The 24356-nt window shown below is 66.3% G+C and carries 24 protein-coding genes and 1 tRNA gene; 18 read left to right on the plus strand and 7 right to left on the minus strand.

Going from position 1 to position 24356, the window contains the following annotated elements; all coding sequences use genetic code 11:
- Nucleotides 1–87 precede the first annotated feature (87 nt).
- Both fabI and ASC83_RS14935 read left to right on the plus strand, forming a co-directional pair.
- The gene (gene fabI, locus ASC83_RS14930; protein WP_056064037.1) at nucleotides 88–888 is read left to right on the plus strand and encodes an enoyl-ACP reductase FabI; all 801 of its coding nucleotides are present in this window, start codon (nucleotides 88–90) and stop codon (nucleotides 886–888) included.
- A gap of 95 nt (nucleotides 889–983) precedes the next feature.
- Nucleotides 984–1847 (plus strand): DNA ligase, encoded by an 864-nt coding sequence (locus ASC83_RS14935; RefSeq protein WP_056064040.1) that lies wholly within the window; start codon nucleotides 984–986, stop codon nucleotides 1845–1847.
- Between the two features lie 88 nt (nucleotides 1848–1935).
- Here ASC83_RS14935 and ASC83_RS14940 read toward each other — a convergent pair whose 3' ends face one another.
- Together ASC83_RS14940 and ASC83_RS14945 are read right to left on the minus strand one after the other, a co-directional pair.
- A complete protein-coding gene (locus ASC83_RS14940) occupies nucleotides 1936–2496 on the minus strand; it encodes a fasciclin domain-containing protein (protein WP_056064043.1) in 561 nt (186 codons plus the stop codon).
- 180 nt (nucleotides 2497–2676) lie between these two features.
- On the minus strand, nucleotides 2677–5043 hold the full coding sequence (locus ASC83_RS14945) for an arginine/lysine/ornithine decarboxylase (RefSeq protein ID WP_056064046.1): 2367 nt from the start codon (nucleotides 5041–5043) through the stop codon (nucleotides 2677–2679).
- 146 nt (nucleotides 5044–5189) lie between these two features.
- Between ASC83_RS14945 and ASC83_RS14950 the strand changes: the two genes are divergently transcribed.
- The 5 genes from ASC83_RS14950 (at nucleotide 5190) to ASC83_RS14975 (ending at nucleotide 8249) form a co-directional block, all read left to right on the plus strand.
- A complete protein-coding gene (locus ASC83_RS14950; RefSeq protein WP_056064049.1) occupies nucleotides 5190–5615 on the plus strand; it encodes an NfeD family protein in 426 nt (141 codons plus the stop codon).
- 41 nt (nucleotides 5616–5656) lie between these two features.
- Entirely contained in the window at nucleotides 5657–6574 is a 918-nt protein-coding gene (locus tag ASC83_RS14955; protein ID WP_056064052.1) for an SPFH domain-containing protein, read from the plus strand.
- A gap of 85 nt (nucleotides 6575–6659) precedes the next feature.
- Nucleotides 6660–6749 (plus strand) — tRNA-Ser (locus tag ASC83_RS14960).
- 789 nt (nucleotides 6750–7538) lie between these two features.
- Nucleotides 7539–7724, plus strand: a complete 186-nt coding sequence (locus ASC83_RS14970; protein WP_056064060.1) for a hypothetical protein — start codon at nucleotides 7539–7541, stop codon at nucleotides 7722–7724.
- A gap of 147 nt (nucleotides 7725–7871) precedes the next feature.
- Nucleotides 7872–8249 (plus strand): hypothetical protein, encoded by a 378-nt coding sequence (locus ASC83_RS14975; RefSeq protein ID WP_082522467.1) that lies wholly within the window; start codon nucleotides 7872–7874, stop codon nucleotides 8247–8249.
- 138 nt (nucleotides 8250–8387) lie between these two features.
- On the opposite strand, the gene ASC83_RS14980 is transcribed toward ASC83_RS14975, so the two are convergent.
- From ASC83_RS14980 to ASC83_RS14995, 4 genes are all read right to left on the minus strand, one after another.
- Nucleotides 8388–9077, minus strand: coding sequence for a hypothetical protein (locus tag ASC83_RS14980; RefSeq protein WP_056064066.1), 690 nt, complete (start codon nucleotides 9075–9077; stop codon nucleotides 8388–8390).
- Entirely contained in the window at nucleotides 9074–10087 is a 1014-nt protein-coding gene (locus ASC83_RS14985) for an MlaD family protein (RefSeq protein ID WP_056064070.1), read from the minus strand. The genes ASC83_RS14980 and ASC83_RS14985 overlap by 4 nt, the downstream gene beginning before the upstream one ends.
- A 40-nt stretch (nucleotides 10088–10127) precedes the next feature.
- Nucleotides 10128–10928, minus strand: a complete 801-nt coding sequence (locus ASC83_RS14990; protein WP_015014693.1) for an ABC transporter permease — start codon at nucleotides 10926–10928, stop codon at nucleotides 10128–10130.
- Nucleotides 10929–11085: 157 nt separating this feature from the next.
- Nucleotides 11086–11550: a Cd(II)/Pb(II)-responsive transcriptional regulator gene (locus ASC83_RS14995; protein WP_056065109.1), complete on the minus strand. Its 465-nt coding sequence runs from the start codon at nucleotides 11548–11550 to the stop codon at nucleotides 11086–11088.
- A gap of 73 nt (nucleotides 11551–11623) precedes the next feature.
- On the opposite strand from ASC83_RS14995, the gene ASC83_RS15000 reads away from it, so the two are divergent.
- From ASC83_RS15000 to ASC83_RS15010, 3 genes are all read left to right on the plus strand, one after another.
- Nucleotides 11624–12295 carry a cation transporter gene (locus tag ASC83_RS15000; RefSeq protein WP_056064074.1) on the plus strand — a complete coding sequence of 224 codons (672 nt, stop codon included), beginning with the start codon at nucleotides 11624–11626 and terminating at the stop codon, nucleotides 12293–12295.
- Nucleotides 12296–12298: 3 nt separating this feature from the next.
- The gene (locus tag ASC83_RS24335; protein WP_235509384.1) at nucleotides 12299–13180 is read left to right on the plus strand and encodes a DUF3703 domain-containing protein; all 882 of its coding nucleotides are present in this window, start codon (nucleotides 12299–12301) and stop codon (nucleotides 13178–13180) included.
- 184 nt (nucleotides 13181–13364) lie between these two features.
- The gene (locus ASC83_RS15010; protein ID WP_056064077.1) at nucleotides 13365–14003 is read left to right on the plus strand and encodes a YitT family protein; all 639 of its coding nucleotides are present in this window, start codon (nucleotides 13365–13367) and stop codon (nucleotides 14001–14003) included.
- Between the two features lie 43 nt (nucleotides 14004–14046).
- Here ASC83_RS15010 and ASC83_RS15015 read toward each other — a convergent pair whose 3' ends face one another.
- Complete coding sequence (locus ASC83_RS15015; RefSeq protein WP_235509385.1) at nucleotides 14047–17571, minus strand: EAL domain-containing protein; 3525 nt, start codon at nucleotides 17569–17571, stop codon at nucleotides 14047–14049.
- A gap of 228 nt (nucleotides 17572–17799) precedes the next feature.
- Between ASC83_RS15015 and ASC83_RS15020 the strand changes: the two genes are divergently transcribed.
- From ASC83_RS15020 to ASC83_RS15055, 8 genes are all read left to right on the plus strand, one after another.
- Entirely contained in the window at nucleotides 17800–18309 is a 510-nt protein-coding gene (locus ASC83_RS15020) for a hypothetical protein (RefSeq protein ID WP_056064083.1), read from the plus strand.
- Between the two features lie 104 nt (nucleotides 18310–18413).
- Complete coding sequence (locus tag ASC83_RS15025) at nucleotides 18414–18884, plus strand: hypothetical protein (protein ID WP_156379514.1); 471 nt, start codon at nucleotides 18414–18416, stop codon at nucleotides 18882–18884.
- Nucleotides 18881–20308, plus strand: coding sequence for a TolC family protein (locus ASC83_RS15030; RefSeq protein WP_056064089.1), 1428 nt, complete (start codon nucleotides 18881–18883; stop codon nucleotides 20306–20308). Before ASC83_RS15025 ends, ASC83_RS15030 begins: the two co-directional genes overlap by 4 nt.
- 1 nt (nucleotide 20309) lies before the next feature.
- A complete protein-coding gene (locus ASC83_RS15035; RefSeq protein WP_056064092.1) occupies nucleotides 20310–21692 on the plus strand; it encodes a multicopper oxidase family protein in 1383 nt (460 codons plus the stop codon).
- A 14-nt stretch (nucleotides 21693–21706) separates the two neighbouring features.
- A complete protein-coding gene (locus ASC83_RS15040; RefSeq protein ID WP_056065112.1) occupies nucleotides 21707–22213 on the plus strand; it encodes a plastocyanin/azurin family copper-binding protein in 507 nt (168 codons plus the stop codon).
- A gap of 16 nt (nucleotides 22214–22229) precedes the next feature.
- Nucleotides 22230–22778 carry a DUF411 domain-containing protein gene (locus ASC83_RS15045; RefSeq protein WP_233250591.1) on the plus strand — a complete coding sequence of 183 codons (549 nt, stop codon included), beginning with the start codon at nucleotides 22230–22232 and terminating at the stop codon, nucleotides 22776–22778.
- A complete protein-coding gene (locus ASC83_RS15050) occupies nucleotides 22775–23146 on the plus strand; it encodes a copper-binding protein (RefSeq protein WP_056064094.1) in 372 nt (123 codons plus the stop codon). Before ASC83_RS15045 ends, ASC83_RS15050 begins: the two co-directional genes overlap by 4 nt.
- Nucleotides 23147–23223: 77 nt before the next feature.
- Nucleotides 23224–24231: a P1 family peptidase gene (locus ASC83_RS15055; protein ID WP_056064097.1), complete on the plus strand. Its 1008-nt coding sequence runs from the start codon at nucleotides 23224–23226 to the stop codon at nucleotides 24229–24231.
- The last annotated feature ends 125 nt before the right edge of the window (nucleotides 24232–24356 follow it).

A 24356-nucleotide genomic window follows, 5' to 3' on the forward strand; every position in this document is an offset into this window, starting at 1 on the left:
CGTTCGCAGGGGCTTGCAGCCAAAGCCGCATATCCACATGCACCGGGCACCAAGCCTGCATTCCGCTATTCCACAAGGAGATTTCACATGGGTTTTCTGACCGGCAAGAAGCTGCTCATCACGGGCGTGCTGTCCAACCGCTCCATCGCCTACGGCATTGCCAAGGCCTGCCACGAGCAAGGCGCCGAACTGGCGTTCAGCTACGTGGGCGAGCGCTTCAAGGACCGCATCACCGACTTTGCGGCCGAGTTCAACTCCCAGCTGGTGTTTGACTGCGATGTGGCCAGCGACGAGCAGATCGCGCGCATGTTCGCGGATCTGTCGCAGACCTGGCCGAAGTTTGACGGCTTTGTGCACAGCATCGGCTTTGCACCGCGCGAAGCGATTGCGGGCAACTTTCTGGACGGGTTGAGCCGCGAAGGCTTCCGCATTGCACACGACATCAGCGCCTACAGCTTCCCGGCCATGGCCAAGGCGGCCCTGCCCTATCTGAACGACAAGTCGTCGCTGCTGACACTGAGCTACCTGGGCGCGCTGCGCTCCATCCCCAACTACAACACCATGGGTCTGGCCAAAGCCAGCCTGGAAGCCAGCGTGCGCTACCTGGCAGAGGCCGTGGGCCGCACCGAAGACGGTCGCAGCATCCGCGCCAACGGCATCAGCGCAGGCCCCATCAAGACGCTGGCTGCCAGCGGCATCAAGGACTTTGGCAAGCTGCTCAGCCGCGTGGCCGATGCCTCGCCCCTGCGTCGCAACGTCACGATTGAAGACGTGGGCAATGTGGCGGCCTTCCTGCTGTCGGACCTTGCCTCGGGCATGACCGCCGAGATCACCTATGTGGACGGCGGCTTCAGCCAGACGGCGGGCCTGAGCGCCGACCAGGTGTAAATCCTCGCCAGGGCTGCACGCTCACTACGTAATTGGCTTCTAGCGCACATAAATCATGCGCTAGAAGCTATTTTTTTGATAGCACCACCCTACCTATGCTCCGCAGACACTGGCTGGCCTGTATGGGCCTTGCACCCCTGGCGGCACTTGCAATACCCCAGGCCTGGGCCGCCGACGCGCCCGCCCTGTTGCTGGCCAATGTGTACCGCCCCGGCATGCGGCTGGCGGACTACTGGGTGAGCGAAAAATACGATGGCGTGCGAGGCTATTGGGACGGCCACACACTGCGCACGCGGGGCGGCGAGACCGTGGCGGCCCCGGCATGGTTCACCGCCGGCTGGCCTGAAACTCCCATGGACGGCGAGTTGTGGGCAGGACGCGGCCGGTTCAGCCACGCCCAGTCCACCGTGCGCCAGCAGCAGCCGGACGATGCCGCATGGCGCGAGATGCGCTTTATGGTGTTTGACCTGCCCGCCCATGGTGGCACGTTTGACCAGCGCCTTCCTGCACTGAACAAGTTGGTCGAAGCGCTGGACCAGGCTTGGGTGCAGGCGGTGCCACAACAGCGTGTGGCAAGTGACGCCGCACTCCAGAAGTTGCTGCTGCGCACCGTGCGTGCGGGCGGCGAAGGACTGATGCTGCACCGTGGCGCATCGATGTACCGCGCAGGGCGCAGTGACGATCTCATCAAGGTCAAGACCCACGAAGACACCGAGGCCCGCGTGGTGGCACATCTGCCCGGCCAGGGCCGCCACGCCGGGCGGGTGGGTGCGCTGGTGGTGGAGATGCCTTCGGGCCAGCGGTTTCGGCTGGGCGCAGGGTTGACCGATGCGGAGCGCGACCACCCGCCGCCAGTGGGCAGTTGGGTGACCTACCGCTTCAGGGGCACCCACGACAGTGGCGTGCCACGCTTCGCGAGTTTTGTGCGGGTGCGGGACGACATGCCGCCGGTCCGCTGACGGGGCCACAGCAACCCCTGGCCGATCCCGGCCCTGCAATGCGGCGGCCATACCAGCGAGCGGGCAGCCCCTCCCATCAGTTGCGCAATCAGTTCGGCAACAGGACCTTGTCCACCACGTGGATCACGCCGTTGGACTGGTACACGTCGGCAATCGTCACCGTCGCCGTACCGCCCTTTTCGTCCGTCACCATGACAGCATTGCCGCTGGCCTTGGCGGTGAGCGTACCGCCCGCCACCGTCTTGAGACTGGCCATGCCTTTGCCGTCTGCAATCATCTTGGACAACGCAGCAGCGTCGTACTTGCCCGCGACCACGTGGTAGGTGAGCACCTTGGTCAGGGTGGGCTTGCTCTCGGGCTTGAGCAGCGTGTCCACCGTGCCGGCGGGCAATGCGGCAAATGCCGCATTGGTGGGCGCAAACACGGTGAAGGGACCGGTGCCCTTGAGCGTTTCGACCAGGCCCGCAGCCTTCACAGCGGCCACCAGCGTGGTGTGGTCCTTGGAGTTCACGGCGTTGTCGATGATGTCCTTGCTGGCCAGCATGGGCGCACCGCCCACCATGACCTGTGCTGCGGCAGGCATTGCGGCAGCGGCGATGGCTGCGGTGAGGGCGATGGTGGCAAGGCGGGCGTTGAATCGAGGGGTCATGGGAATCTCCTGAGAGGTGTGTGAAGACAGTCGTCACCGCATGAAAACCACGCGGCTGACAGTCAATACGGCAGCACCACAACAGCGGATTCAAATGCACAAAAAAAACGCTCCGCCAGCCATGCCGGAGGAGCGATTTTCGAGACGCTGGTGCACTCACACACCAGCGCGAAGACGTGCTTACACGTTGCGCCCGTACGGGCCATCGTCGCCCACCTGCACCAGGTTCTTGGCGGTCGCCAGTGGCTTGGGGTTCTTGCCGGTCTTGCCTTGCTCTGCCACGCAGTCGGCGTAGTAGCGCACCTGGCCGTTCTCGTCTTCCACTTCCACCAGGCCGTGGATATCGGTCTCAAAGCCCGGGCACAGCTTGGCGAATTCGCGGGCGAACTTGAGGTAGTCCACGATCTTCTTGTTGAACACCTCGCCTGGAATCAGCAGCGGAATGCCTGGGGGGTACGGTGTGACCAGGCCCACGGTGATGCGGCCCTCCAGGTGGTCGATCTCTACGCGCTCGGTGGTGCGGTGCGCAATGTGCGCGTACGCATCCGAGGGCTTCATGGCGGGCGTGAGGTCCGACAGGTACATCTCGGTGGTCAGGCGCGCGATGTCGTACTTGGCGTACATCTCGTGCACATGCTGGCACAGGTCCTTGAGGCCCATGCGCTCGTAGCGCTTGTGCTGCTGGCAGAACTCGGGAAGGATGCGCCACATGGGCTGGTTCTTCTCGTAGTCGTCCTTGAACTGCTGCAGCGCAGTCAGCAGCGTGTTCCAGCGGCCCTTGGTGATGCCGATGGTGAACATGATGAAGAAGCTGTACAGGCCCGTCTTCTCCACCACCACGCCGTGCTCGGCGAGGTACTTGGTCACGATGGACGCGGGGATGCCGGTCTTGTCAAACTTGCCGTCCAGGCTCAGGCCCGGCGTGACGATGGTGGACTTGATCGGGTCCAGCATATTGAAGCCGTCAGCCAGCTGGCCGAAGCCGTGCCACTTGCTGCCCTTCTTGCTCTTACTGTCGCTGCGGATGATCCAGTCTTCTGCGCGGCCAATGCCCTCGTCGGTGAGCTTTTCAGGGCCCCAGACCTTGAACCACCAATCGTTCTTGCCGAACTCTTCTTCCACCTGGCGCATGGCGCGGCGAAAGTCGAGTGCCTCCAGAATGCTTTCTTCCACCAGCGCGGTGCCGCCAGGTGGCTCCATCATCGCAGCGGCCACATCGCAGCTGGCGATGATGCTGTACTGAGGGCTGGTGCTGGTGTGCATCAGGTACGCCTCGTTGAACAGGTGGCGGTCGAGCTTGGTGGTCTGCGAGTCCTGCACCAGCACATGCGATGCCTGGCTGATACCGGCGAGCAGCTTGTGGATGGACTGTGTGGCGTACGTCACCGAGTGCTTGGGGCGTGTGCGCTTTTTGCCCATGGCGTGGTAGCTGCCATAGAACGGGTGGAACGCCGCGTGCGGCAGCCAGGCCTCGTCAAAGTGCAGGTTGTCCACGTAGCCATCGAGCATGCCCTTGATGGTCTCGGTGTTGTAAAGCACGCCGTCGTAGGTGGACTGCGTGAGCGTCAGCACGCGGGGCTTGACCTTCTTGGCATCCACGCCTTTGAGCAGGGGGTTGGCCTTGATTTTGGCCTCGATCGCCTTGGGCTCGAACTCGCTTTGCGGGATGGGGCCGATGATGCCGAAGTGGTTGCGCGTGGGCTTCATGAACACAGGGACGGCCCCGGTCATGATGATGCTGTGCAGGATGGACTTATGGCAGTTGCGGTCCACGACCACCACATCCCCGGGTGCCACAGTGTGGTGCCACACCATCTTGTTGGATGTGGACGTGCCGTTGGTCACAAAGAAGCAGTGGTCGGCATTGAAGATGCGCGCGGCGTTGCGCTCGCTCTCGCCAATGGCGCCGTTGTGGTCCAGCAGCTGGCCCAACTCTTCCACCGCGTTGCACACGTCGGCGCGCAGCATGTTTTCACCATAGAACTGGTGGTACATCTGGCCCACGGGGCTCTTCAGGAACGCAACGCCGCCGGAGTGACCGGGGCAGTGCCAGCTGTACGAGCCGTCTTCGGCGTAGTCCAGCAGCGCCTTGAAGAACGGTGGCTGCACGCTCTCCAGGTAGCTCTTCGCCTCGCGGATGATGTGGCGCGCCACGAATTCGGGGGTGTCCTCGAACATGTGGATGAAGCCGTGCAGCTCGCGCAGGATGTCGTTGGGCAGGTGGCGGCTGGTCTTGGTTTCGCCGTGCACATAGATGGGCACTTCGGCGTTCTTGCGGCGCACCTCGCCAATGAAGTTGCGCAGGCTCAGCACGATGGGGTCCAGCCCTTCGCCCTCGGAGAATTCTTCATCGTCGATGGACAAGATGAAGGCACTGGCGCGGCTTTGCTGCTGTGCAAACTGCGAGAGATCGCCATAGCTGGTGACCCCGACCACTTCAAAGCCCTCGGCCTCAATGGCCTGTGCAAGCGCACGAATGCCAAGCCCCGAGGTGTTCTCGGAACGATAGTCTTCATCGATGATGATGATGGGAAAGCGAAACTTCATGCGCAGCCTCCAAGGAGCCGTGGCCTGCCCGGCCAAAAAACGAAATAGGCGCGAAGTGTAAGGAATAACGTTGACGCGCCTTTGAACTGCCATCCTTTTGACCCAGAATGTGGTGCACTAAACACAACCACACAAGGAGGTTCTACATGGAGGCATCCACCATCTGGTGGCTGGCAGCAGGGGCCGTGGTCGTGGCAGAACTGCTCACCGGCACGTTCTATTTGCTGATGGTGGCCTTGGGGCTGGTAGCCGCCGCCCTGGCCGCCCACCTGGGCCTGGCGTCCGCGATGCAGATGGTGTCTGCCGCCATTGTGGGCGGCGGGGCTGTCGTGGCCTGCTACCTGCTGCGGAGAAAGCGCCCCGGCGATCCGTCTGCACGTGCGGACCGCAGCGTGAACATGGACGTAGGCGAAACCCTCCTCATCGAAAGCTGGAGCCCCGACGGCACGACCACCGTGAAGTACCGGGGCGCCCAATGGACGGCCATGCACCGCCCCGGCGTCACCCCGTCTACTGGCATGCATCGCGTCGCCGAGCTGGTGGGCAACCGCCTGCTGGTGGACCCGCTGTAAACACCGCAGACTCCCTGTCGATCACCCAAGAAAGGCTTCCCATGGAAATTGCCATCGTCATCCTGATCATTGCCGTGATCTTCATCGCCCGCTCGGTCAAGGTCGTGCCCCAGCAAAACGCCTGGGTCAAGGAACGCTTGGGCAAATATGCGGGCACGCTGACCCCCGGGCTGAACTTTCTGATCCCCTTTGTGGACAAGGTCGCCTACAAACACAGCCTGAAGGAAATTCCGCTCGATGTGCCCAGCCAGGTCTGCATCACGCGCGACAACACGCAGCTGCAGGTGGACGGCATCCTGTACTTTCAGGTCACCGACCCGATGCGCGCCAGCTATGGGTCGAGCAACTACATCATGGCCGTGACCCAGCTGGCGCAGACCTCGCTGCGCTCGGTCATCGGCAAGCTCGAACTCGACAAGACCTTCGAAGAGCGCGACATCATCAACGCACAGGTGGTGCAGGCCATCGACGAAGCCGCCCTCAACTGGGGTGTGAAGGTGCTGCGTTATGAAATCAAGGACCTGACCCCTCCCAAGGAAATCCTGCACGCCATGCAGGCCCAGATCACTGCGGAGCGGGAGAAGCGCGCACTGATTGCCGCCTCAGAAGGCCGCCGCCAGGAGCAGATCAACATCGCCACCGGCGAGCGTGAGGCCTTCATCGCCCGCTCCGAGGGCGAAAAACAGGCTGTCATCAACAAGGCCCAGGGCGAGGCCGAATCCATCAAGGCCGTGGCCGAAGCCAACGCCCAGGCTATCGAACGCGTGGCCGCAGCCATCCGCCAGCCCGGCGGCGAGCAGGCCGTGCAGCTCAAGGTGGCTGAAAAAGCCGTGGATGCCTACAGCCAAGTCGCGTCGGACGCCACCACCACCCTCATCGTGCCCAGCAACATGACCGAGGTGTCGGCGTTGATCGGCTCGGCGATGAAGATGGTGCAGACATCCCAAAAGGCAGGCTGACAACGTGTCGGCCCACTGAAATTTTCAGGCGATACCGATCAGTGACCGGAATGCACCCAATCCTGTGGCTATAATCGAGGGCTTCGGAGAGGTGGATGAGCGGTTTAAGTCGCACGCCTGGAAAGCGTGTGTGGGCTAATCCCCACCGCGGGTTCGAATCCCGCCCTCTCCGCCACATATCAACCCAGGTGATTCCGGTCACCTGGGTTTTTTGTTGTGGGGGCTGGCTTTTTGCGTACAGGACCCCGGCGCTTTGGGCTGAACATCAACGACTGTGCGCCCCGCTCGGCGCATGACAGTGTCTGCGACAGCCATGGCCATTCATGTCAACGACCCTGCGATTGCGGGGCTGGGGCTGACCTCCAGCGTGGTGCGCAGGAGCACACCGGGTGCAGTGCCCACACTGGACCTGCAGGCCATACAGGTCCCAGGCTGGTCTACCACCATGCCAGGGACGGCTGCAAACACTGCCAGGCCAGCGATACGCCCGCCATTCTGAGAGGGCTGGCGCGGGCGCAGGTCAAAAAACTCAGGGTGGTCCATGGCGTCGCCAACCCCCATCGGTGATGAGTGTGCTGGCCAACATTGGCCCGGCTTCATTGGCATCGAGCAGGAGGCCATTGCCCAGATCACCGCGTGGATTCAGACGCCCGCACCCTGATCTATTCATGCCGCGATGACCGCTGGACGGCTCCACAGGAGCCCTCTGCAGTCCGTCCGCTTGGCACTCCATCCGCCTCCAACTCAAGGCCCTGAACCGGACCTCCGGACGCTTGCAAGGCGCGGAACGTTTCTGGCAGGTTTGTAAAGGCAACAGGCCGTAACAGTTGCCCATGGAGCCCTGTTATGGCACTTGTCTTACACGCGGAACTGCGGCACTTTGCTGAAATCCTAGCCAGCAGCCATTGAGGTTGCACCGGGAGGTCATTGCGGCCCCCACCCCTTTTTTCAAAAGGACTTCACCATGAAACGCCATTCCTTACCGCCGGGAGCGCGCGCGTTGATAGCGTTCATCGGAACCGTGGTGCTGGCAGTGCTGGCGGCGGTGTCATTGCTGATGCCGGACGTGGCCGTGCAGTCTGTGGATTCGATGTCGCACGGGCTTACCGGGCTCGACCAGATTTTGTCCACCAGCTTTCTGGACCACTGAGTTGTGATGCGTGCAGGAGTGGCTGGCGCTGCGCTGCAGCGCGTGTGGGTCCAAACAGCAACACAGTAGTAAAAAGCATAGCATCGGAGTACCATTCGGCGCTGCACACCGGGACTTTTCGGTGGCATTCTGGAATGGAGGACGATCGTGACCACACGTTTTCGCATCTCTGCAAACCGTTTTTTCTTGATTCACTCCCCGAAATTCTGGGGCTCGATGGTGTTGCTGGCCGCTGTGGCGGGCTGTTCCAGTCCCCGCGACAACGCCTTGGACGAGTTCTCGCGCTGGTACGACGGTGCCAGGGCCCAAGCCCAGGCAGGGGCCATGAGCTGGAGCGAGCTGTACAAGCAAAGCTTTGACCGCCTGACCGCCCTGCCCCCCTCCCTGCAACAAGACACACGTCTCGAAAACACGGTGCTGCTGCTGTCTGTGGCCCGCAAGCTGGAGTCCAACGAGATCAGCCCCCAGCAGTTCGCCATGGAGCGAGACGACATCGAAACCCAGTTGCAGGCTCGCCTGCGTTGACGAAGCCACCAGCAGCGGCAATGCAGCTTCTTGCGGCCTGGTCAATGGCTTGAGTAGCGGTTGTTGAAGCAACTCGGGCAGCTTTTTTGCCCGCGCCACGGCTCGTTACCTGCCGCCTCCCTAGCGTGGCGGCCAACGCTATCGAGACGTAAACCCCGACTGCTCCACCACCCCTACGCGACGGCGCAACGCATCGGCTGCCGCAGTGTCCCCGGCAGCCTCTGCCCTTCGCACCTGCAGCAGCAACCATGCCATCAGCGGCCTGCGCCAGCCCTGTGCCGACGCGGTATCGGTGGCTGTTGCGATGACTGCCGGGCTGGCGTGTCCCGTCTGCAACAACACGCCCGCCGCCACCAAGCGCGAAAGGGGGTCGGCAATGCCTGCCAAGGTGGCAGCGTTGCCTGCCGTGGCGACCGCACGCTGCGCCGGTGGCAATAGGGCCACCTGGCCGGCCTGCACGCGGCCCGCCAGATAGTCGGCGTAGGCCTGCTCGGGCGCAGCGGCGTCGGCGCGCAAGGCCTCGAAGCGTTCGCAGGGCTCGGTGACCAGACTCGCCACCTGGGCCGCGCAGCGCATCAGCTCCAGGCGCGCCAGCAGATCGAGGCGCCCCGTGCGCGCCACTTCGGCGCGGGCCCGGTCCCATTCGAGCTTCTCCACGCGCGCGTTGCCGGACAGGTAGGCCTCGATGGCCTTCTGGGACGCACCCTGGGCGTTCATCTGCCAGTCAGGCACCGGGGGTTGGCTGGAACACGCAGCCAATGCGAAGGCACAGCCGATGGACAGGAGCCGCAATGCAGCCCGCAAACGAAGTGCAGCAGAGGGGTTCATGGCAGCTTCAACTCCGTGTCGCGTGCAAAGGGCCATTTGCGGTTGATCTCGTTGACCAGGCTTTCCACCTTGCGCAGATTGCTTTCCACCTCGGCGCGCAACGCACCCAGGTCCGTCGTGGCTTCGCGGGCATTGGTGCCGATGGCCTGGGCCTCCACCAGCACGGCATCCACCTTCTTGAGGCTGGTGCGGGTGTCGGACAACAAGCCATTGAGCTGGGCCATGGTGGCGCGCACCTCAGGCACCAGCGCGTCCTTGTTGCCCTCGCTGCCAAACACCTGTTTGTCGGCGCGGGCGGCCATGCCGTCCAGGCGCGCCAGCAGCGCGTTGGTGCGCTCCAGCGTGGCCACAATCTTCTTCGCATCGGCTTCGTTGCCCACCAGCACGCCCAGGGCGCCGCCGGGCCCGTTCAGGCGCTCCGTGAGGGCCTTGACGTTGGTCAGGGTGTTGCCCAGCGCGGCGTCGGGCGACGTCAGGGCGTTCAGGTTGGTCAGCAGCTCGCGCGCGGTCGCCATGAGCTGCGGGATCTCCGCCGTGGCATCCCCGCGCAACACCGGCCGCACCGCGCCATCGGGCAGTGCCGGGTCGGTCAGGATGCCGGAGTACGCCCGGATGTTGGTGCCCCCCACCAGACCGCGTACCAGCGTGAACACGCTGGACTCGCGCAGCCAGTGCGCGTCCTTGCGGGGCACGTCCACCAGGATGCGGGCATTGCCTGATTCGGCCAGCTCGATGCGCCGCACGCGGCCAATGGGAAAGCCCGAGAAGGTCATGTCCATGCCCACCACCACGCCTTCGGAGTCATCGGCCGTCAGCACCAGCGTCTGCGTGGGCTCAAAAGCACCCCGCGCATACAGCAGGTACAGGCCCGAACCCACGATGAGGGCCAAGGTGAACAGCAGCAGCGCCGCAGCCTTGAGTTCCAGATAGGCCACCGGGCGCAGGGTCTCGACCGGAGGCGCGTCGGCCCCGGCGGGGCCATGCGATGGGTGAGGAGGATGGTCGTTCATGTCGTGGGTTTATGCGGGTGGGTGCGACCGGCGCGGGCCGTCAGTAGTAGTTGCCCATGAGCGAGGCCACCTCGATCAGCAGCAGCACCGCAAACATGCGGGCCAGGCCGCCCAGTTCCGAGTCGGGCTGGGTGCGTTCGCCGCTGTCATACAGCCCGGCAGCCATGGGGATCAGCGCCACGGCCAAGCTGAAGAACAGGGTCTTGAGCACAAACACCATGGTCACGCTGGGCGAAAACACCTGGCCGAACATGCGCGTATAGCTCGGCAGCCCCGCCATGTTGAAGCCGTACACCCCCAGGTACGCCAGCACCAGCGCCACCACGCAACTGAGCGCAGCCAGCGTGACGCAGGCAAACACCCCGGCAATCACGCGGGGCAGCAGTTCGATGCGCACGGGGTCGGAGCCCTGGCGGCGCAGCGCCTCGAACCGGCCCGTAAGCCGCAGGTGCGCCAGTTGCGAGCCGTTGGGAATGGTGCAGCGCATGGCCACAAACAAGGCGGCTGTGAGCGGGATGAGCTCCAGCACCAGCACGCGGATCACCATCTCCAGCGCATAGCGCGACAGCCCGTAGCTCAGCGCCGTGACCACCACAATGCGCGTGAGCACCAGGCTGATGAGCGCCGCCAGCACCGTGAAGCCCAGCAGCACCGGCGCCGTGTCCAGATACAGGTGCCGGGCCAGCGCGCGGCGGGTGCCCTTGCCGTAGCTGGACGGCGACAACACCAGCACCAGCACCACCGCACCCAGGTACAGGATGCGCCACCAGGCCACCGCCCAGCGCCGCGCCGTGTTCCACACACGTTCGGGCAGGGAGAGGCCGGGAAGGCGCGAGATCATGGGCGGATCATAGCGGGGGCATGCGCCAGGGCAGCCCATGGCAGGCTTCTGGAGATATTTGGGCCATTTTCGGGCGGTCGCGCTACAAACATATGCCCAAGCAGCTATCAATTAAATAGCAAATAGCGCACACGCAGCCGCACCGTACAACAACTGCTCACACATGGCGCTTGCCCTGGCCGGGAGGGGCGTTGACGCCCACGGGCTGCGCGTCAGCCCGCGCATGCAGCGCTTCGATGATGTGGCAAGTGGCGTCCGCGCCATCGCAACGGCTGCGCAGCGCCTGCAGGTCGGCCTCCAGCGCCTGCAGCTCGGCCAGGCGGGTGCGCACATGCACCAGGTGTGCATCCAGCGTGTCGCAGGCGGCATGGCAGTCCGTCTTGCTGTCCCAGTCCAGCGCCAGCAAGGTTCTGACCTCGTCCAGCGACATGTCCATGGCGCGGCACAGGCGGATAAACCGCAGCTGGTGCACGTCGGCGCTGCTGTACAGGCGGTAGCTGTTGTCGCCGCGCGCACCGGGCGGCAGCAGCCCCTCTTTTTCGTAGTACCGGATGTTGGCGGCCGACACGCCGGACTGCTGGGCGGCCTCGCCAATCCGGAACTGTGCAGCGTGGGGGTCCATGGGCTTGACCTTCAAGTGACTTTAAGGTTTCCAATGATGCCATCGCTTTCCAAAACCGACAGGAGAAAACACCATGTCCGCCCATTGCCATCACGGCCACCACGACCACAGCGCCCCCGGCCACAGCCACGATGCCCCCGCCAGCGCAGACCCGCGCTACCGCCGCATCCTGTGGATTGCGCTCGTCGTCAACGCCGCCATGTTTGTGGTGGAACTGGGCGCGGGCACCCACTCGGGCTCGGCGTCGCTGCTGGCCGACGCCATCGACTTTCTGGGCGATGCGGCCAACTATGGCCTGTCGCTGTGGGTGCTGGCCATGGCGCTGACCTGGCGCGCGCGCGCCGCGCTGCTCAAAGGCGCCAGCATGCTGGCGTTTGGCGTGTTCGTGATCGGCCGGGTGGCCTGGGGGGTGTGGCAAGGGGTTCCGCCCGAGCCCTTCACCATGGGTGGCGTGGGCCTGCTGGCGCTGGCGGCCAACCTGGGTGTAGCCGCCCTGCTCTACGCCTGGCGCGAGGGCGACGCCAACATGCGCGGCGTGTGGCTGTGCACGCGCAACGACGCGCTGGGCAACCTGGCCGTGATGGCGGCCGCGCTGGGGGTGCTGGGCACGGGCACGGCCTGGCCCGACCTGGCGGTGGCGGCCGTCATGGCGGGCCTAGCCATCAGCGGCGGCTGGAGCGTGATCCGCCACGCGCGGCAGGAGCTGGCCAGCACCGCCGCCGCCCCCGCAGCACACGGGCACTGATCCATGCGCGTACGCCTGTCCACTCCGCTCAACGCACCGCCCGAATGGGTGGCTGCGCAACTGCAAAGCACATCAGTGTTCCGCCACATCACGGCGCCTCTGGTGCGGTTCAAGCGCCCTGGCGGCGCGCCCTGGCCCACCCACTGGTCTCCCGGTGATCTGCCGTTGCAGATGCGGCTGCTGGGGCTGCTGCCCATGGGCTCGCAAACCGTGCGCATCTCCATCGAGCCATCTGCCCAGGCCGGTGCCTGGCCCACGCTGCGCGACAACGGCGAGGGCACGCTGATGCGGCGCTGGGACCACCGCATCACGCTGCAGCCGCTGCCAGACGGCCGCACGCTCTATACCGACGACATCGACGTGGTCGCGCGCCACCTGCCCTGGCTGATGACGCCCCTGAGCGCGGCGTTTGCCCAGGTGTTCTACCGGCACCGACAACGGCGCTGGCGCCAGCTGGCGGCGCGCCACGCTGCAGCACCCATGGCTGACCCCTTGCAGAGGGAGCGCGCGTTCGACCACCTGCTGACTGCGTTTGCGCGCGATGCCAACGCACCGTCTGCCACCCGCTGGCATTGGCTGGAGGCCGCGCACGTGCTGGGGCAGACCACGCTGTCCCTGCATTGGCGGTCACACAGGGCCATGCTGCGCTACGCCCTGCAGTTGCGCGACCTGCGCGAGGCCGGCGGACAGGTACTGCGGCTGGCACTGGTGCCACTGGGCCACGCGTTGGCGCGGCTGCCCGTCGGCAACACGGGCCGGGCGCAGGTCAGTGCGCTGGCGCCCATGGCGCCGCAGCCGCACATCACGAAGCTGATCGACGGGGCGTTGGCGGCTGCCAGCCTATCGGCCACTCAATTTCAACCAAAAACCGATGCTGGCGCTTGATTCATATGCGCTGGCAGCTATCAAATCAGGAGTATCCGGCTGATTGGTGCGATGGCAAGCTGGCACCCGGAAGTTGACGCACGACAAGCCCGGCATGGGGCTTGCATGGTCCAATCCCATGCCTGTGCGCCGCCCTCTGCCCCGGGGGCCGCGAGCACAGCCTTCATCCTTTTGCCCTTTGCCCATGCCATCCCGCTCCCCTGCCGCCCCCACAGCCCACGCTCCGCTGGTCGTGCCCCACAGCCTGACGGAAGACGCCGTGGCCATCTTCACAGGGGTGCTGCTCATCTCGGTGGGGGTGGCGTTTTTCACCAGCGCGGGGTTGCTCACGGGTGGCACGGCGGGGCTGGCGTTTTTGCTGCACTACGCCACGGGCATCGGCTTTGGCAAGATCTTCTTTGTGCTCAACCTGCCGTTTTACTGGCTGGCGCTGCGCAAGCTGGGCCGGGCCTTCACCGTCAAGACTTTCATCGCGGTGCTGCTGTTGTCGCTGCTGACCGAGCTGCAGTCGCAACTGCTGCAGTTCGCGCAGTTGCAGCCGCTGTATGCCGCCATTGCGGGCGGGCTGATCACGGGCACGGGGTTTCTGGTGCTGTTCCGCCACCGCTGCAGCCTGGGCGGCGTGGGCATTGCGGCGCTGTACCTGCAGGACCGCTACGGCTGGCGCGCAGGCAAGGTGCAGATGGCGGTGGACTGCTGCATCGTGCTGCTGGCCCTGTGGACGGTGGAGCCCGTGCGCGTGGCCTGGTCCATTGCGGGCGCCGTGGCGCTCAACCTGGTGCTGGCCATGAACCATCGGCCGGGCCGCTACATGGCGGTGTAGGCCCCGGCCAAGGGCGGTTGAGCGCCCTGCAGAGACACACCTTCTACGTGGACACCTGCCAGCCCAGCCCACTGTGCAGCCGGTGCTCCAGCACCTCGATGGGCACCGGGCGGCTGAACAGGTAGCCCTGCCACAGCGTGCAGCCGTGGCGCTCCAGAAACGCGCGCTGCGCCTCGGTCTCCACCCCCTCGGCAATCACGTCGATGCCCAGGCTCTGCGCCATGCCGATGATGGTCTGCACGATGAGCGCGTCGGTGTGCTGGATGCCAATGTTGCGCACAAAGCTCTGGTCGATCTTGAGCTGGTCCAGCGGCAGCCGCGTGAGGTACGACAGCGACGACTGGCCGGTGCCAAAGTCATCCATCGAAAAGCGCAGGCCCAGCGCGCGCAGTGCATTCATCTTGGCGATGGTGTCGTCCACGTTGTCCAGCGCCAGGCTCTCGGTCAGCTCCAGCTTCAGGCGATCGGGCCGCGCGCCGGTCTGCCGCAGCACGGCCACCACCTGCTCCATGAAGTCGGCCTGGCGGAACTGGCGCGCGCTCACGTTCACCGCCAGTTGCAGGTCGGCCGTGGCAGGGTCGTCCTGCCAGCGGCGCAGCTGGCTGCAGGCGGTCTGCAGCACCCACAGGCCGATGGGCAGGATCAGCCCGGTCTCTTCGGCCAGGGGGATGAACTCGAACGGCGGCACCATGCCGCGCGCCGGGTGGTTCCAGCGGATCAGTACCTCGGCCCCCACCACATGCTTGCCGCAGCCCACCTGCACCTGGTAGTGCAGTGTGAACTGGCCCTGTTCCAGGGCCGTGCGCAGATCATTCTCCAGCGCCGCGCGGGCAGTGACGGCGGCCTGCATGCGCGGGTCAAAAAAGCGGATGCCATTGCGCCCGGCGGTCTTGGCGGCATACATGGCCAGGTCGGCGTGCTTGACCACATCTTCCACCGTCTGCGCCTGGCCGCTGAACAGCACGGCGCCCACACTGGTGGTGCTGTGCACATGGTGTGATGCGAGCTGGTAGGGCTGGTTGAGCGCGGCCAGAATCTTTTCGCCCACCATCTGCGCCTGCTCGGCAGCGTCCGTGGCGAGTGCGCCCAGGTCTTCCAGCAGCACCAGAAACTCGTCACCACCCAGCCGCGCGACGGTGTCACCTTCACGCACACAGGCCGTCAACCGCTGGGCCACCTGCTGCAGCAGCACATCGCCCATGTCGTGGCCCAGGGTGTCGTTCAGGGTCTTGAAGTGGTCCAGGTCCAGGCACAGCAGCGCCCCTTGCAGCCCGGCGCGCGCGCTGGTGGCAAACGCCTGTTGCAGTCGGTCCATCATCAGGCGGCGGTTGGGCAGGTGGGTGAGCGGGTCGTAGAACGCCAGGTGCTCGATCTCCCGCGCCGCCGCCGCGCGCTGGGTGATGTCGCTGAGGGTGGCCACGTAGTGCGTCAGCACCCCGTGCTGGTCCGTGACGGCGGTGATGGCCATGAAGTGCAGGTTCACCTCGCCGCTCTTGCAGCGGTTCCACAGCTCGCCCTTCCACTCGCCGGTGCTGGCCAGGCTGGCCCACATGGCATCAAAAAACGCCTTGTCATGGTGGCCCGAGGCCAGCAGGCTGGTGCGGCGGCCCACCACCTCGTCGGCGCTGTAGCCGGTGATGCGGCTGAACGCGCGGTTGGTGCGCAGGATGAGCGTGTCCGCGTCGGTGACGATCATGCCCTCTTGCGACTCGAACGCAATGGCCGCAATGCGCAGTTCGTTCTCGTCGCGCTTGCGGGCGGAGATGTCCTTGCCCACGCCCCGATAGCCACAAAACACACCGTCGTCATCAAACACGGGCGTGCCGCTGATGGACACCCAGTACGAGCAGCCCTGCTGGTCGCGGCGCTCGAACTCGAAGTCGCGGAACTCCTGGTGGCGCTCCAGCAGCGCGCGGTGCTCTTCCCACAGCGCGTCGCTCATGCCCGGTGCGGCCAGCTCCCAGCGCGTCTTGCCCATGTGCAGCGCGGCTTCCTGCACCAGCCGGTCATCGGCCCGGCCTTCCACATGCGTGAGGCGAAACTGCGCGTCCTGCTCCCAGTACCAGTCGGACGACAACGCGGTGAGGGTGCGAAAACGCGCCTCGTTGTCCTCCAGCTTGCGGCGCACGCGGTAGGACTCGCTCACGTCGCTGAACACCAGCACCACCCCCACGATCTGCCCCTGGGAGTTGCGAATGGGAGCGGCGCTATCGGCAATGTGGTACTCGGCGCCATGCCGGGCCTGCAGGGTGGTGTGGTTGCTCAATGCCACCACCTGGCCCCGGTCCATCACCAGCTGCACCGGGTCCACCTGCGGCTCGCGGGTACCGGTGTTGATGATGCGGAACACCTCGGGCAGCGGCTGGCCCATGGCCTGTGCCAACGGCCAGCCTGTCAGGCGCTCGGCTACCACGTTCATGCGGGTGATGCGGCCCTGCGCATCGGTGGCGATCACACCATCGCCGATGGAAAGCAGCGTGATGGCCAGGTTTTCTTCGCTTTGGCGCAGCTCGGCCTCGGCTTTCTGTCGCGTCAGGGCCATGCGGTCAAACCGGCGGCCCAGCTCGGTCAGCTCCTGCAGGCCCGTGGCGGGAACGCGCGATACATAGCGCCCCTCGGCCAGCTCGTCCGTGGCGTGCATCAGGCGCCTCAGGGGCCGCATCACGCCGCGCCGCACGCCCACCTGCGCCACGGCAAATGACAGCACCAGGCCGCACAGCAAGAACGCCATCTCGGTCCACATGCGGCTGTTGGCCGCGGCGTACAGGTTGTCCAGCGGCACGGCCAGGCTCATGGTGGCCACCGGTTTGCCGCCTGCCTCGATCAGCGGCTGGAACACCACCAGCTCGGGCGCACCATCAGGGCGGTACCGCTGGCGCTGCCCCTGGGGCGTTTGCAGCACCAGGGCGCGGAACTCGGCATCGGCAAACGGTGCCCCCAGCTCGCTGGCGTCGGGGGGATAACGCGCCAGCACGCGCCCCTCAGGGTCGGACACCCGGGCCACCGCGCCGTCCGGCAGCCCCAGGTCGGTGAGCCGCCGGCTCCACCACTCCAGCGACACCACCGCCACGGCGGCCGCCACCACCTCCTGCGTGCCGGGCGGTATCACCGGGTAGGCAAAGTTGACACTGGCCACCTGGGCGGCACGGTCCACCTGGAAGCTGCCCACCGCAAAGTCCCGCCCCGAAATCGTCTGCTGAAAATATGGGCGGTTGGCGACGTTGACAGGCGCCTTGAGCGGACGCGCATTGCACAGCAGCTCGCCGTCCGCCCGTGGCACGCCAATGTTGACGTAGGTGGCATTGAGCGACAGCACTTCGGCCAGGTAACGCCCACACTGGGACGCTGAAGGGTCGTGCACCTGCGGCATGGCGGCCAGCTGCTGCAGAAACTGGCGGGTGTTCTGGATCAGCCGCTGCTGGGTGCCAGCCACCGACTGCAGGGTCTGCAGCGCGCGCTCTTCGGCCGCAGCAATCGCGTCCGTGCGGTGGGCCCGTGCCTGGTACACCACCAACAGCACCGCTGGCAGCGTGGCCCACAGCACCAGCCAGCGAATACGCGCGGACAAGGTGCTCCACATTCCAGCGACCCATGAGGGCATACCGACCTTTCTGTGCAAGAGAAAGAACGCTTGAGCACATATCTGCCGACAGCCGCTGACAAACGGGCAGACATGTTTCGTCACATGTTACTGCCCATGGTCGGAAAAGGCATTCACGATTTGCGCAGGGTTGCCCGCAGCGCCAGAAAGTGGTTACCTGCGGAACCTTGAGCGGCTCCGCCGTATCATTGAAGGATGCGTCGCGGCTTCTTCTTCCTGCTGATGGTGGTGCTGGTCCTTCGGGGCCTGACGGGCACGGCCATGGCGGCGGGCATTGTGGCTCCGCTGCTGCCTGCAGGCGCCGCGCAGCATACCGAGGCCCATCAGCCTACGGCGGAAGGCATGGTCCACGACCACGACCAGGGCCATCCCCACGATCATTCCGCAACCCTGGCGCAGGCCGAGGGCGTGGCACCCGCCGACGCCCACGCCTACCATGGCGCCCCGGCCGCTGAGCCCGGCATCGACCACACCGCCAGCCACTCTGCGGCCTGCCAGAACCCCGATGCGGGCTGCAAATCGGGCGACGACCACGACCACCACAGTGCCAGCTGCTCGGCCTGCGAAATCTGCCACTCGGCCATGCTGGGCCTGCCCGCATCGCTGACCCCCGCCCCCCTGCCCGCCGGAGCCTTGCTGCCCCTGGCCTCTGCGCAGTTTGACAGCGCCCCTGCGGCGCTGGCCATCAAACCACCCATCGCCTGATCTCCGACGCCCGAAGTGCGTCTGCCATAGCCTGATGGCCCCTGAACAACGGGGTTCGTCGGGCTGCAGTGCACTGTTTTTTCGTTCGTTGTCTGGAGATCGCCATGCGCGCCCCTGCCATTTTTCTCTCCTTGCCGTCGCCCGGGCCATCGTGGCCGATGCGATTGGCTTGTCTTGCCCTGTTGTCGCCCTTGCTGGCGCAAGCCCAGGGCCCATCTGCACCCGACGCTACCCGCGCCGATGCGCCCACGGCCCCCCTGCCGTACACGGCCATGCCGCCGCAACCCCCGCTGGTGGACGCCTTGCCCACACCCCAGGCCTGGCGCCAGGCGCACGAGGCCGTGGGCGCGTTCCCGCGCGGCCATGCGGACATCGTGGCCTGGGAGGCGCAAAAAGGCTCTGCACCTACTCCCACGCCCGCAGCCTCCACGGCTACCTCCATGCCACACCATTCCCAGGGCATGCAGCACGGCATGCCGCATGGGAAGCAGCACGGCACACGCCATGAAATGCATCACGGAAGCCCAGGGAGTGCCCAACCCGCCCACCACCCTGAGCAGAAGGGCAAGCCATGATCAGCGCACATCGCCTCTGCATACTGGCTGCCGCCACCCTGCTGGCGGGCTGCGCCAGCGTGTCGCCCGATGGCCTGCGCAGTGATGTCGCGGCCCTCACTGCGGGCCGTACCGCCGGTGTGCCCCAGGCGGCCTTGCCCGCCACGGACCCGAGCGCTCGCGCAAAGGCCCAGCAGTCCATTGACGGCTGGCTCGCGCAACCCCTGACACAAGACGCCGCCGTGCGCATTGCCCTGCTCAACAACCCCGGCTTGCAAGCCTGGCTGGCCGCGCTGGGCGTGGCCGATGCCGAGCGGGTGCAGGCCATCACGCTGCCCAACCCGCACCTGACCCTGGGGCGCTTCACCAACAGCCAGGAACGCGAGATCGAACGCACCCTGGCCTTTGGCCTGATGGACCTCATCACCCTGCCCTGGCGCACCCAGCGCGAGGCCGAGCGCCTGCAGATTGCCACGCTGCAGGCCGCGCAGGACGTGGTGCAACTGGCTGCAGACACCCGCCGCGCCTGGCTGCGGGCGGTGGCGGCCGAGCAGGTGGCCGCCACGCACGACCGCATGGTGGAAGCCGCCGAGGCCGGGGCCGAGCTGGCGCACCGCATGGCGCAGGTGGGCAACTGGAGCCGCCTGCAACAAGCCCGCGAACAGGCCGTGCTGCACGAGGCCACCCGCCAGCGTGTCCGCGCCCGCCTGGCCGCCGCCACCGAGCGTGAGCAGCTCAACCGCCGCATGGGCCTGTGGGGGCAGCAAACCCAATACCAGCTGGCCCAGCAGCTGCCGCCCCTGCCCGCCACCGCCATACCCGCCGATGGCATCGAAGCCACCGCTCTGCGCGAGCGGCTGGACGTGCAAGCCGCCCGCCGCCAGCTGGACACCCAGGCCACGCGCCAGGGCTGGAGCCGTGCGGGCGCGGTGTTTGGTGACATTGGGCTGGCATACAGCCGCAACACCGCGACCGAACGCGACACCGGCCGCAGCGACATCAAGCGCGGCTGGGAGATCGAGCTGCCCCTGCCCCTGTTGGACTGGGGTGGTGCAGCCCGCACCCGCGCCCAGGCCGAGGTGGAGCAAAGCGCCGCCCAGCTGCAAGACACTGCCGTGCGCGCCCGCAGCGAGGTGCGCACCGCCTGGCTCACCTACCGCACGGCCCTCGACCTGGCGCGCCAGCAGCAGGCTGAAGTGGTGCCCCTGCGCCAGCTCATCGCCGACGAGACCACGCTGCGCTACAACGGCATGCTGGCCAGCGTGTGGGACATGCTGGCCGAAGCGCGCAACAGCACGCAGGCCGTGGCCAACGCCATCGAAGCGCAGCGCGACTTCTGGCTGGCCGAGACCGACCTGCAACTGGCGCTGACCGGCACCTCGCCCGGCGCACTGCAGGGCCTCACCTCCGGCGCCGCAGCCTCCACCACCCCACAAGGCCACTGACATGAACCGCCGCAATTTCTTTTCTGGCGCCGCCACGGCCGTGGCCGCAGCCTCCGTCAGCCGCGTGGCCCTGGCCGCGCTGCCCGAACCCGCCACACAGTCCAGCGCCGACACCGCGCCACCGCTGCACCCGCCCACCGGCCGCCCCTACAACCCCGTGGTCACCCTGAACGGCTGGACCGCCCCCTGGCGCATGAACGCGGGCGTCAAGGAGTTCCACCTGGTGGCCGAGCCCGTGGTGCGTGAGGTGGCGCCTGGCTTCATGGTCAACATGTGGGGCTACAACGGCCAGAGCCCCGGCCCCACCATCGAGGTGGTCGAGGGCGACCGCGTGCGCATCTTCGTCACCAACCGCCTGCCCGAGCACACCACCATCCATTGGCACGGCCAGCGCCTGCCCAACGGCATGGACGGCGTCGGCGGCCTCACCCAGCCCGCCATCCAGCCCGGCAAGACCTTCGTGTACGAGTTTGTGGCGCGCCGCCCCGGCACCTTCATGTACCACCCGCATGCCGACGAGATGGTGCAGATGGCCATGGGCATGATGGGCCTGTGGATCACCCACCCCAAGGGCAGCCATCCGCAGATCGCCAAGGTGCAGCGCGACTACGCGTTTCTGCTCAACGCCTTTGACGTGGAGCCCGGCAGCATGACCCCCAAGGTCAACACCATGCTGGACCACAACATCTGGTGCTGGAACAGCCGCGTGTTCCCTGCCATCAGCCCGCTGGTGGCGCGTCAGGGCGAGCGCGTGCGCATCCGCGTGGGCAACCTCACCATGACCAACCACCCTATCCACCTCCATGGGCACGAGTTTGAAGTGACCGGCACCGACGGCGGCCCCGTGCCCAAAAGCGCGCGCTGGCCGGAGGTGACCACCGACGTGGCCGTGGGCCAGATGCGGCAGGTGGAGTTCATCGCCGACGAACCCGGCGACTGGGCCCTGCACTGCCACAAGAGCCACCACACCATGGGCGCCATGGGGCACGCCGTGCCCACCATGATCGGCGTGGACCACCGGGGCCTGGTCGGCAAGATCCAGAAGATCGTGCCCGACTACATGGTGATGGGCGAGCGCGGCATGGCCGACATGGGCTCCATGGAAATGCCGCTGCCCGACAACACCTTCCCGATGATGACGGGCACCGGCCCCTTCGGCCCCCTGGAGATGGGCGGCATGTTCACCACCCTCAAGGTGCGCGCTGACCAACCCGCAGGCAGCTATGCCGACCCCGGCGACTTCAGGCAGCCACGCGGCACCCAGGCCTTTGAATGGCAAGGCGCCCCGGCCGCCACACCACGCCCTGCACGCACCGACACCCCAGGCACCGCCCCGGGCGCGGCCAATGCACGCAAGCCGGCTGCCAGCGGCCACCAACATTGATGCCAACGATCACCATGAACACTATTAAATTCATAGCTGCCTGGGCAATATGCACTAGCGCATTCGGCACTTTTTCTGCCTATGGGCATGAAAACATACCCCACCGCACCTCCACAGCCCCCGTGGTCAAAGAGCAAAAAGACTGGGGCATTGCAGGCGATGCCCAGCAGGTGCGCCGCACGATCACCGTGCGCATGGGCGACGACATGCGGTTCAGCCCCCGCCACATCGAAGTGCGCGAGGGCGACACCGTGCGGCTGCGCGCCCAGAACAAAGGCCAGGTGCTGCACGAGATCGTGATCGGCACCAAGGCGGAGCTCGACCAGCACGCCGAGATGATGAAAAAGCACCCGGGCATGGAACACGACGAGCCTTACATGGCCCATGTGGCGGCGGGCAAGGCCGGCGACATCGTGTGGCACTTCAACCGTGCAGGCAGCTTTGACTTTGCCTGCCTTATCCCCGGCCATTACCAGGCCGGCATGACCGGCACCATCACCGTGCTGCCCCGCCATCCATAACGCCAGGAGAAACACCATGACCCTCCAACGCCCTCGGGCTGCATCCGCATCCATGACCGCGCTCCCCAGCCCTGCCCGCCGCCAATGGCTGGCCACCACTCTGCCTCTGCTGGGCGCGGGGTTGGCCGTCGCTTTGCTGCCGGTTGGGTCCCGCGCCGCCACCAACACGCCCACACCGCTGGAAGTGTGGAAAGACCCCAACTGCGGCTGCTGCCAGGACTGGGTGGACCACATGCAAGCCAACGGCTTTGCCGTGAAGGTGCATGCCACCGGCAACAACGCCGTGCGTGCCCGCCTGGGACTGCCGCCAAAACTGGGTTCGTGCCACACCGCGCTGGTGGGCGGCTACCTGGTGGAAGGCCACGTGCCCGCCAGCGATGTGCGCAAGCTGCTGCAGCAAAAGCCGAAGGCCCTGGGCCTGGCCGTGCCGGGCATGCCCGTGGGATCGCCAGGCATGGACGGCGCCGTGTATGGCGACCGGCGCGACCCGTACGACGTGCTGCTGGTGGCCCACGACGGCAGCACGCGCATCTTCAACAGCTACAACAAAAAGGCATCCACATGACCCAGCACTTCTTCTCCATCCCGCTGGCTGCCGCCCTTTTTGTCCTGGTTGCAGGGCCCGCCCTGGCGCAGGCGCCCGCAGGGGCTGCCGCAGACAGCCACAGCAGCCACCACCCCGCCGCCACCGCACCGTCCGCGCCACAGGCGGAGTTGAGCGAAGGCGAAATCACCCGCTGGGACCCGCGCACCCTGCGCCTGACCCTCAAACACGGCGAGATCAAGAACCTGGAGATGCCGCCCATGACCATGGTGTTCCGCGTGGCTGACGCGGGTGTGGTGGGCGACCTGAAACCCGGCGACAAGGTGCGCTTTCGGGCCGAACAGGTCAGCGGCGCCTACCACGTCCAACGGATCGAGAAAGCGCCCTGACGCGACTCCACGTGCAGCGCCAGGGCCCTGATGCTGCGCAACTGTCGCCCGGCCCCAGGGCACCATAATCACCAGCCATGAGTTCTCCACACGCAATGGCTGGCGACGCTGGCAGCATCACCCGCGTGGCCGGCATCGAGGTCGGCCACTTCACCGAAACCCGCCGCCCCACGGGCTGCACCGTCATCATCACCCGCGAGGGCGCCGTGGCCGGGGTGGATGTGCGCGGTGCCGCACCCGGCACGCGCGAGACGGATTTGCTCCACCCCTCCAACCTGGTGGACAAGGTGCACGCCATCATGCTCGCGGGCGGCAGCGCCTGGGGGCTGGATGCCGCCACCGGCGCCGTGCGCTGGCTGGAAGAGCGCGGCGTGGGTTTCGACGTGGCCGTGGGCCGCCTGCCCATCGTGCCCGCCGCCGTGCTGTTCGACCTGCTGGTGGGCGACATGCGCGTGCGCCCCGATGCCGCGGCAGGCTACGCGGCGTGCGAGGCCGCCTCCACCGCAGACCCGGCCGAAGGTAACGTGGGCGCGGGCACCGGTGCGGCGCTGGGCAAGATCTTCGGCATTCAGCGTGCGATGAAGGGTGGCATCGGTACCGCCTCCGTCACCGTGGACGGCGTCACGGTAGGTGCCCTCATCGCCTGCAATGCGCTGGGCGACGTGATCGACCCCGACACCGCGCAAGTGATTGCCGGTGCCCGCACCGACGACGGCCTGCGTTTGCGCGACACGCGCCGCGCCCTGCTGCGCGGCGACCCGCCCCAGCCCCTGCTGGCGGGCACCAACACCACCATCGGGGTGGTCGCCACTGACGCGGTCATCACCAAGGTGCAGGCCCACCGCCTGGCCGTGGCCGCTCACGACGGGCTGGCCCGCAGCATCAACCCCGTGCACACCATGTCGGACGGCGACACCCTGTTCAGCTTGGGCACGGGCCGCAGCGGTAAGAGCCCGGGCATGATGGTGCTGGCCACCATGGCGGCCGAGGCCACGGCCATCGCCACAGCACGGGCGGCACGGGCGGCACGGGCGATCACCACCGCCGAAGGCCTGTACCTGCCCGCTGCCGCCGACCTGCGGTAGGCCGGGACTACGGCGTCGCCTTCGCGCTGAGCGCCACCTCCCCCCTATCCAGCCTCGGATCCAGCCGGGGCCATGGGCTGCCATTTAGCGCCCACTCCTCCACACCTATCCAAAACCATCTGGCC

Source organism: Acidovorax sp. Root402, assembly GCF_001425125.1.
Classification (GTDB): domain Bacteria; phylum Pseudomonadota; class Gammaproteobacteria; order Burkholderiales; family Burkholderiaceae_C; genus Acidovorax; species Acidovorax delafieldii.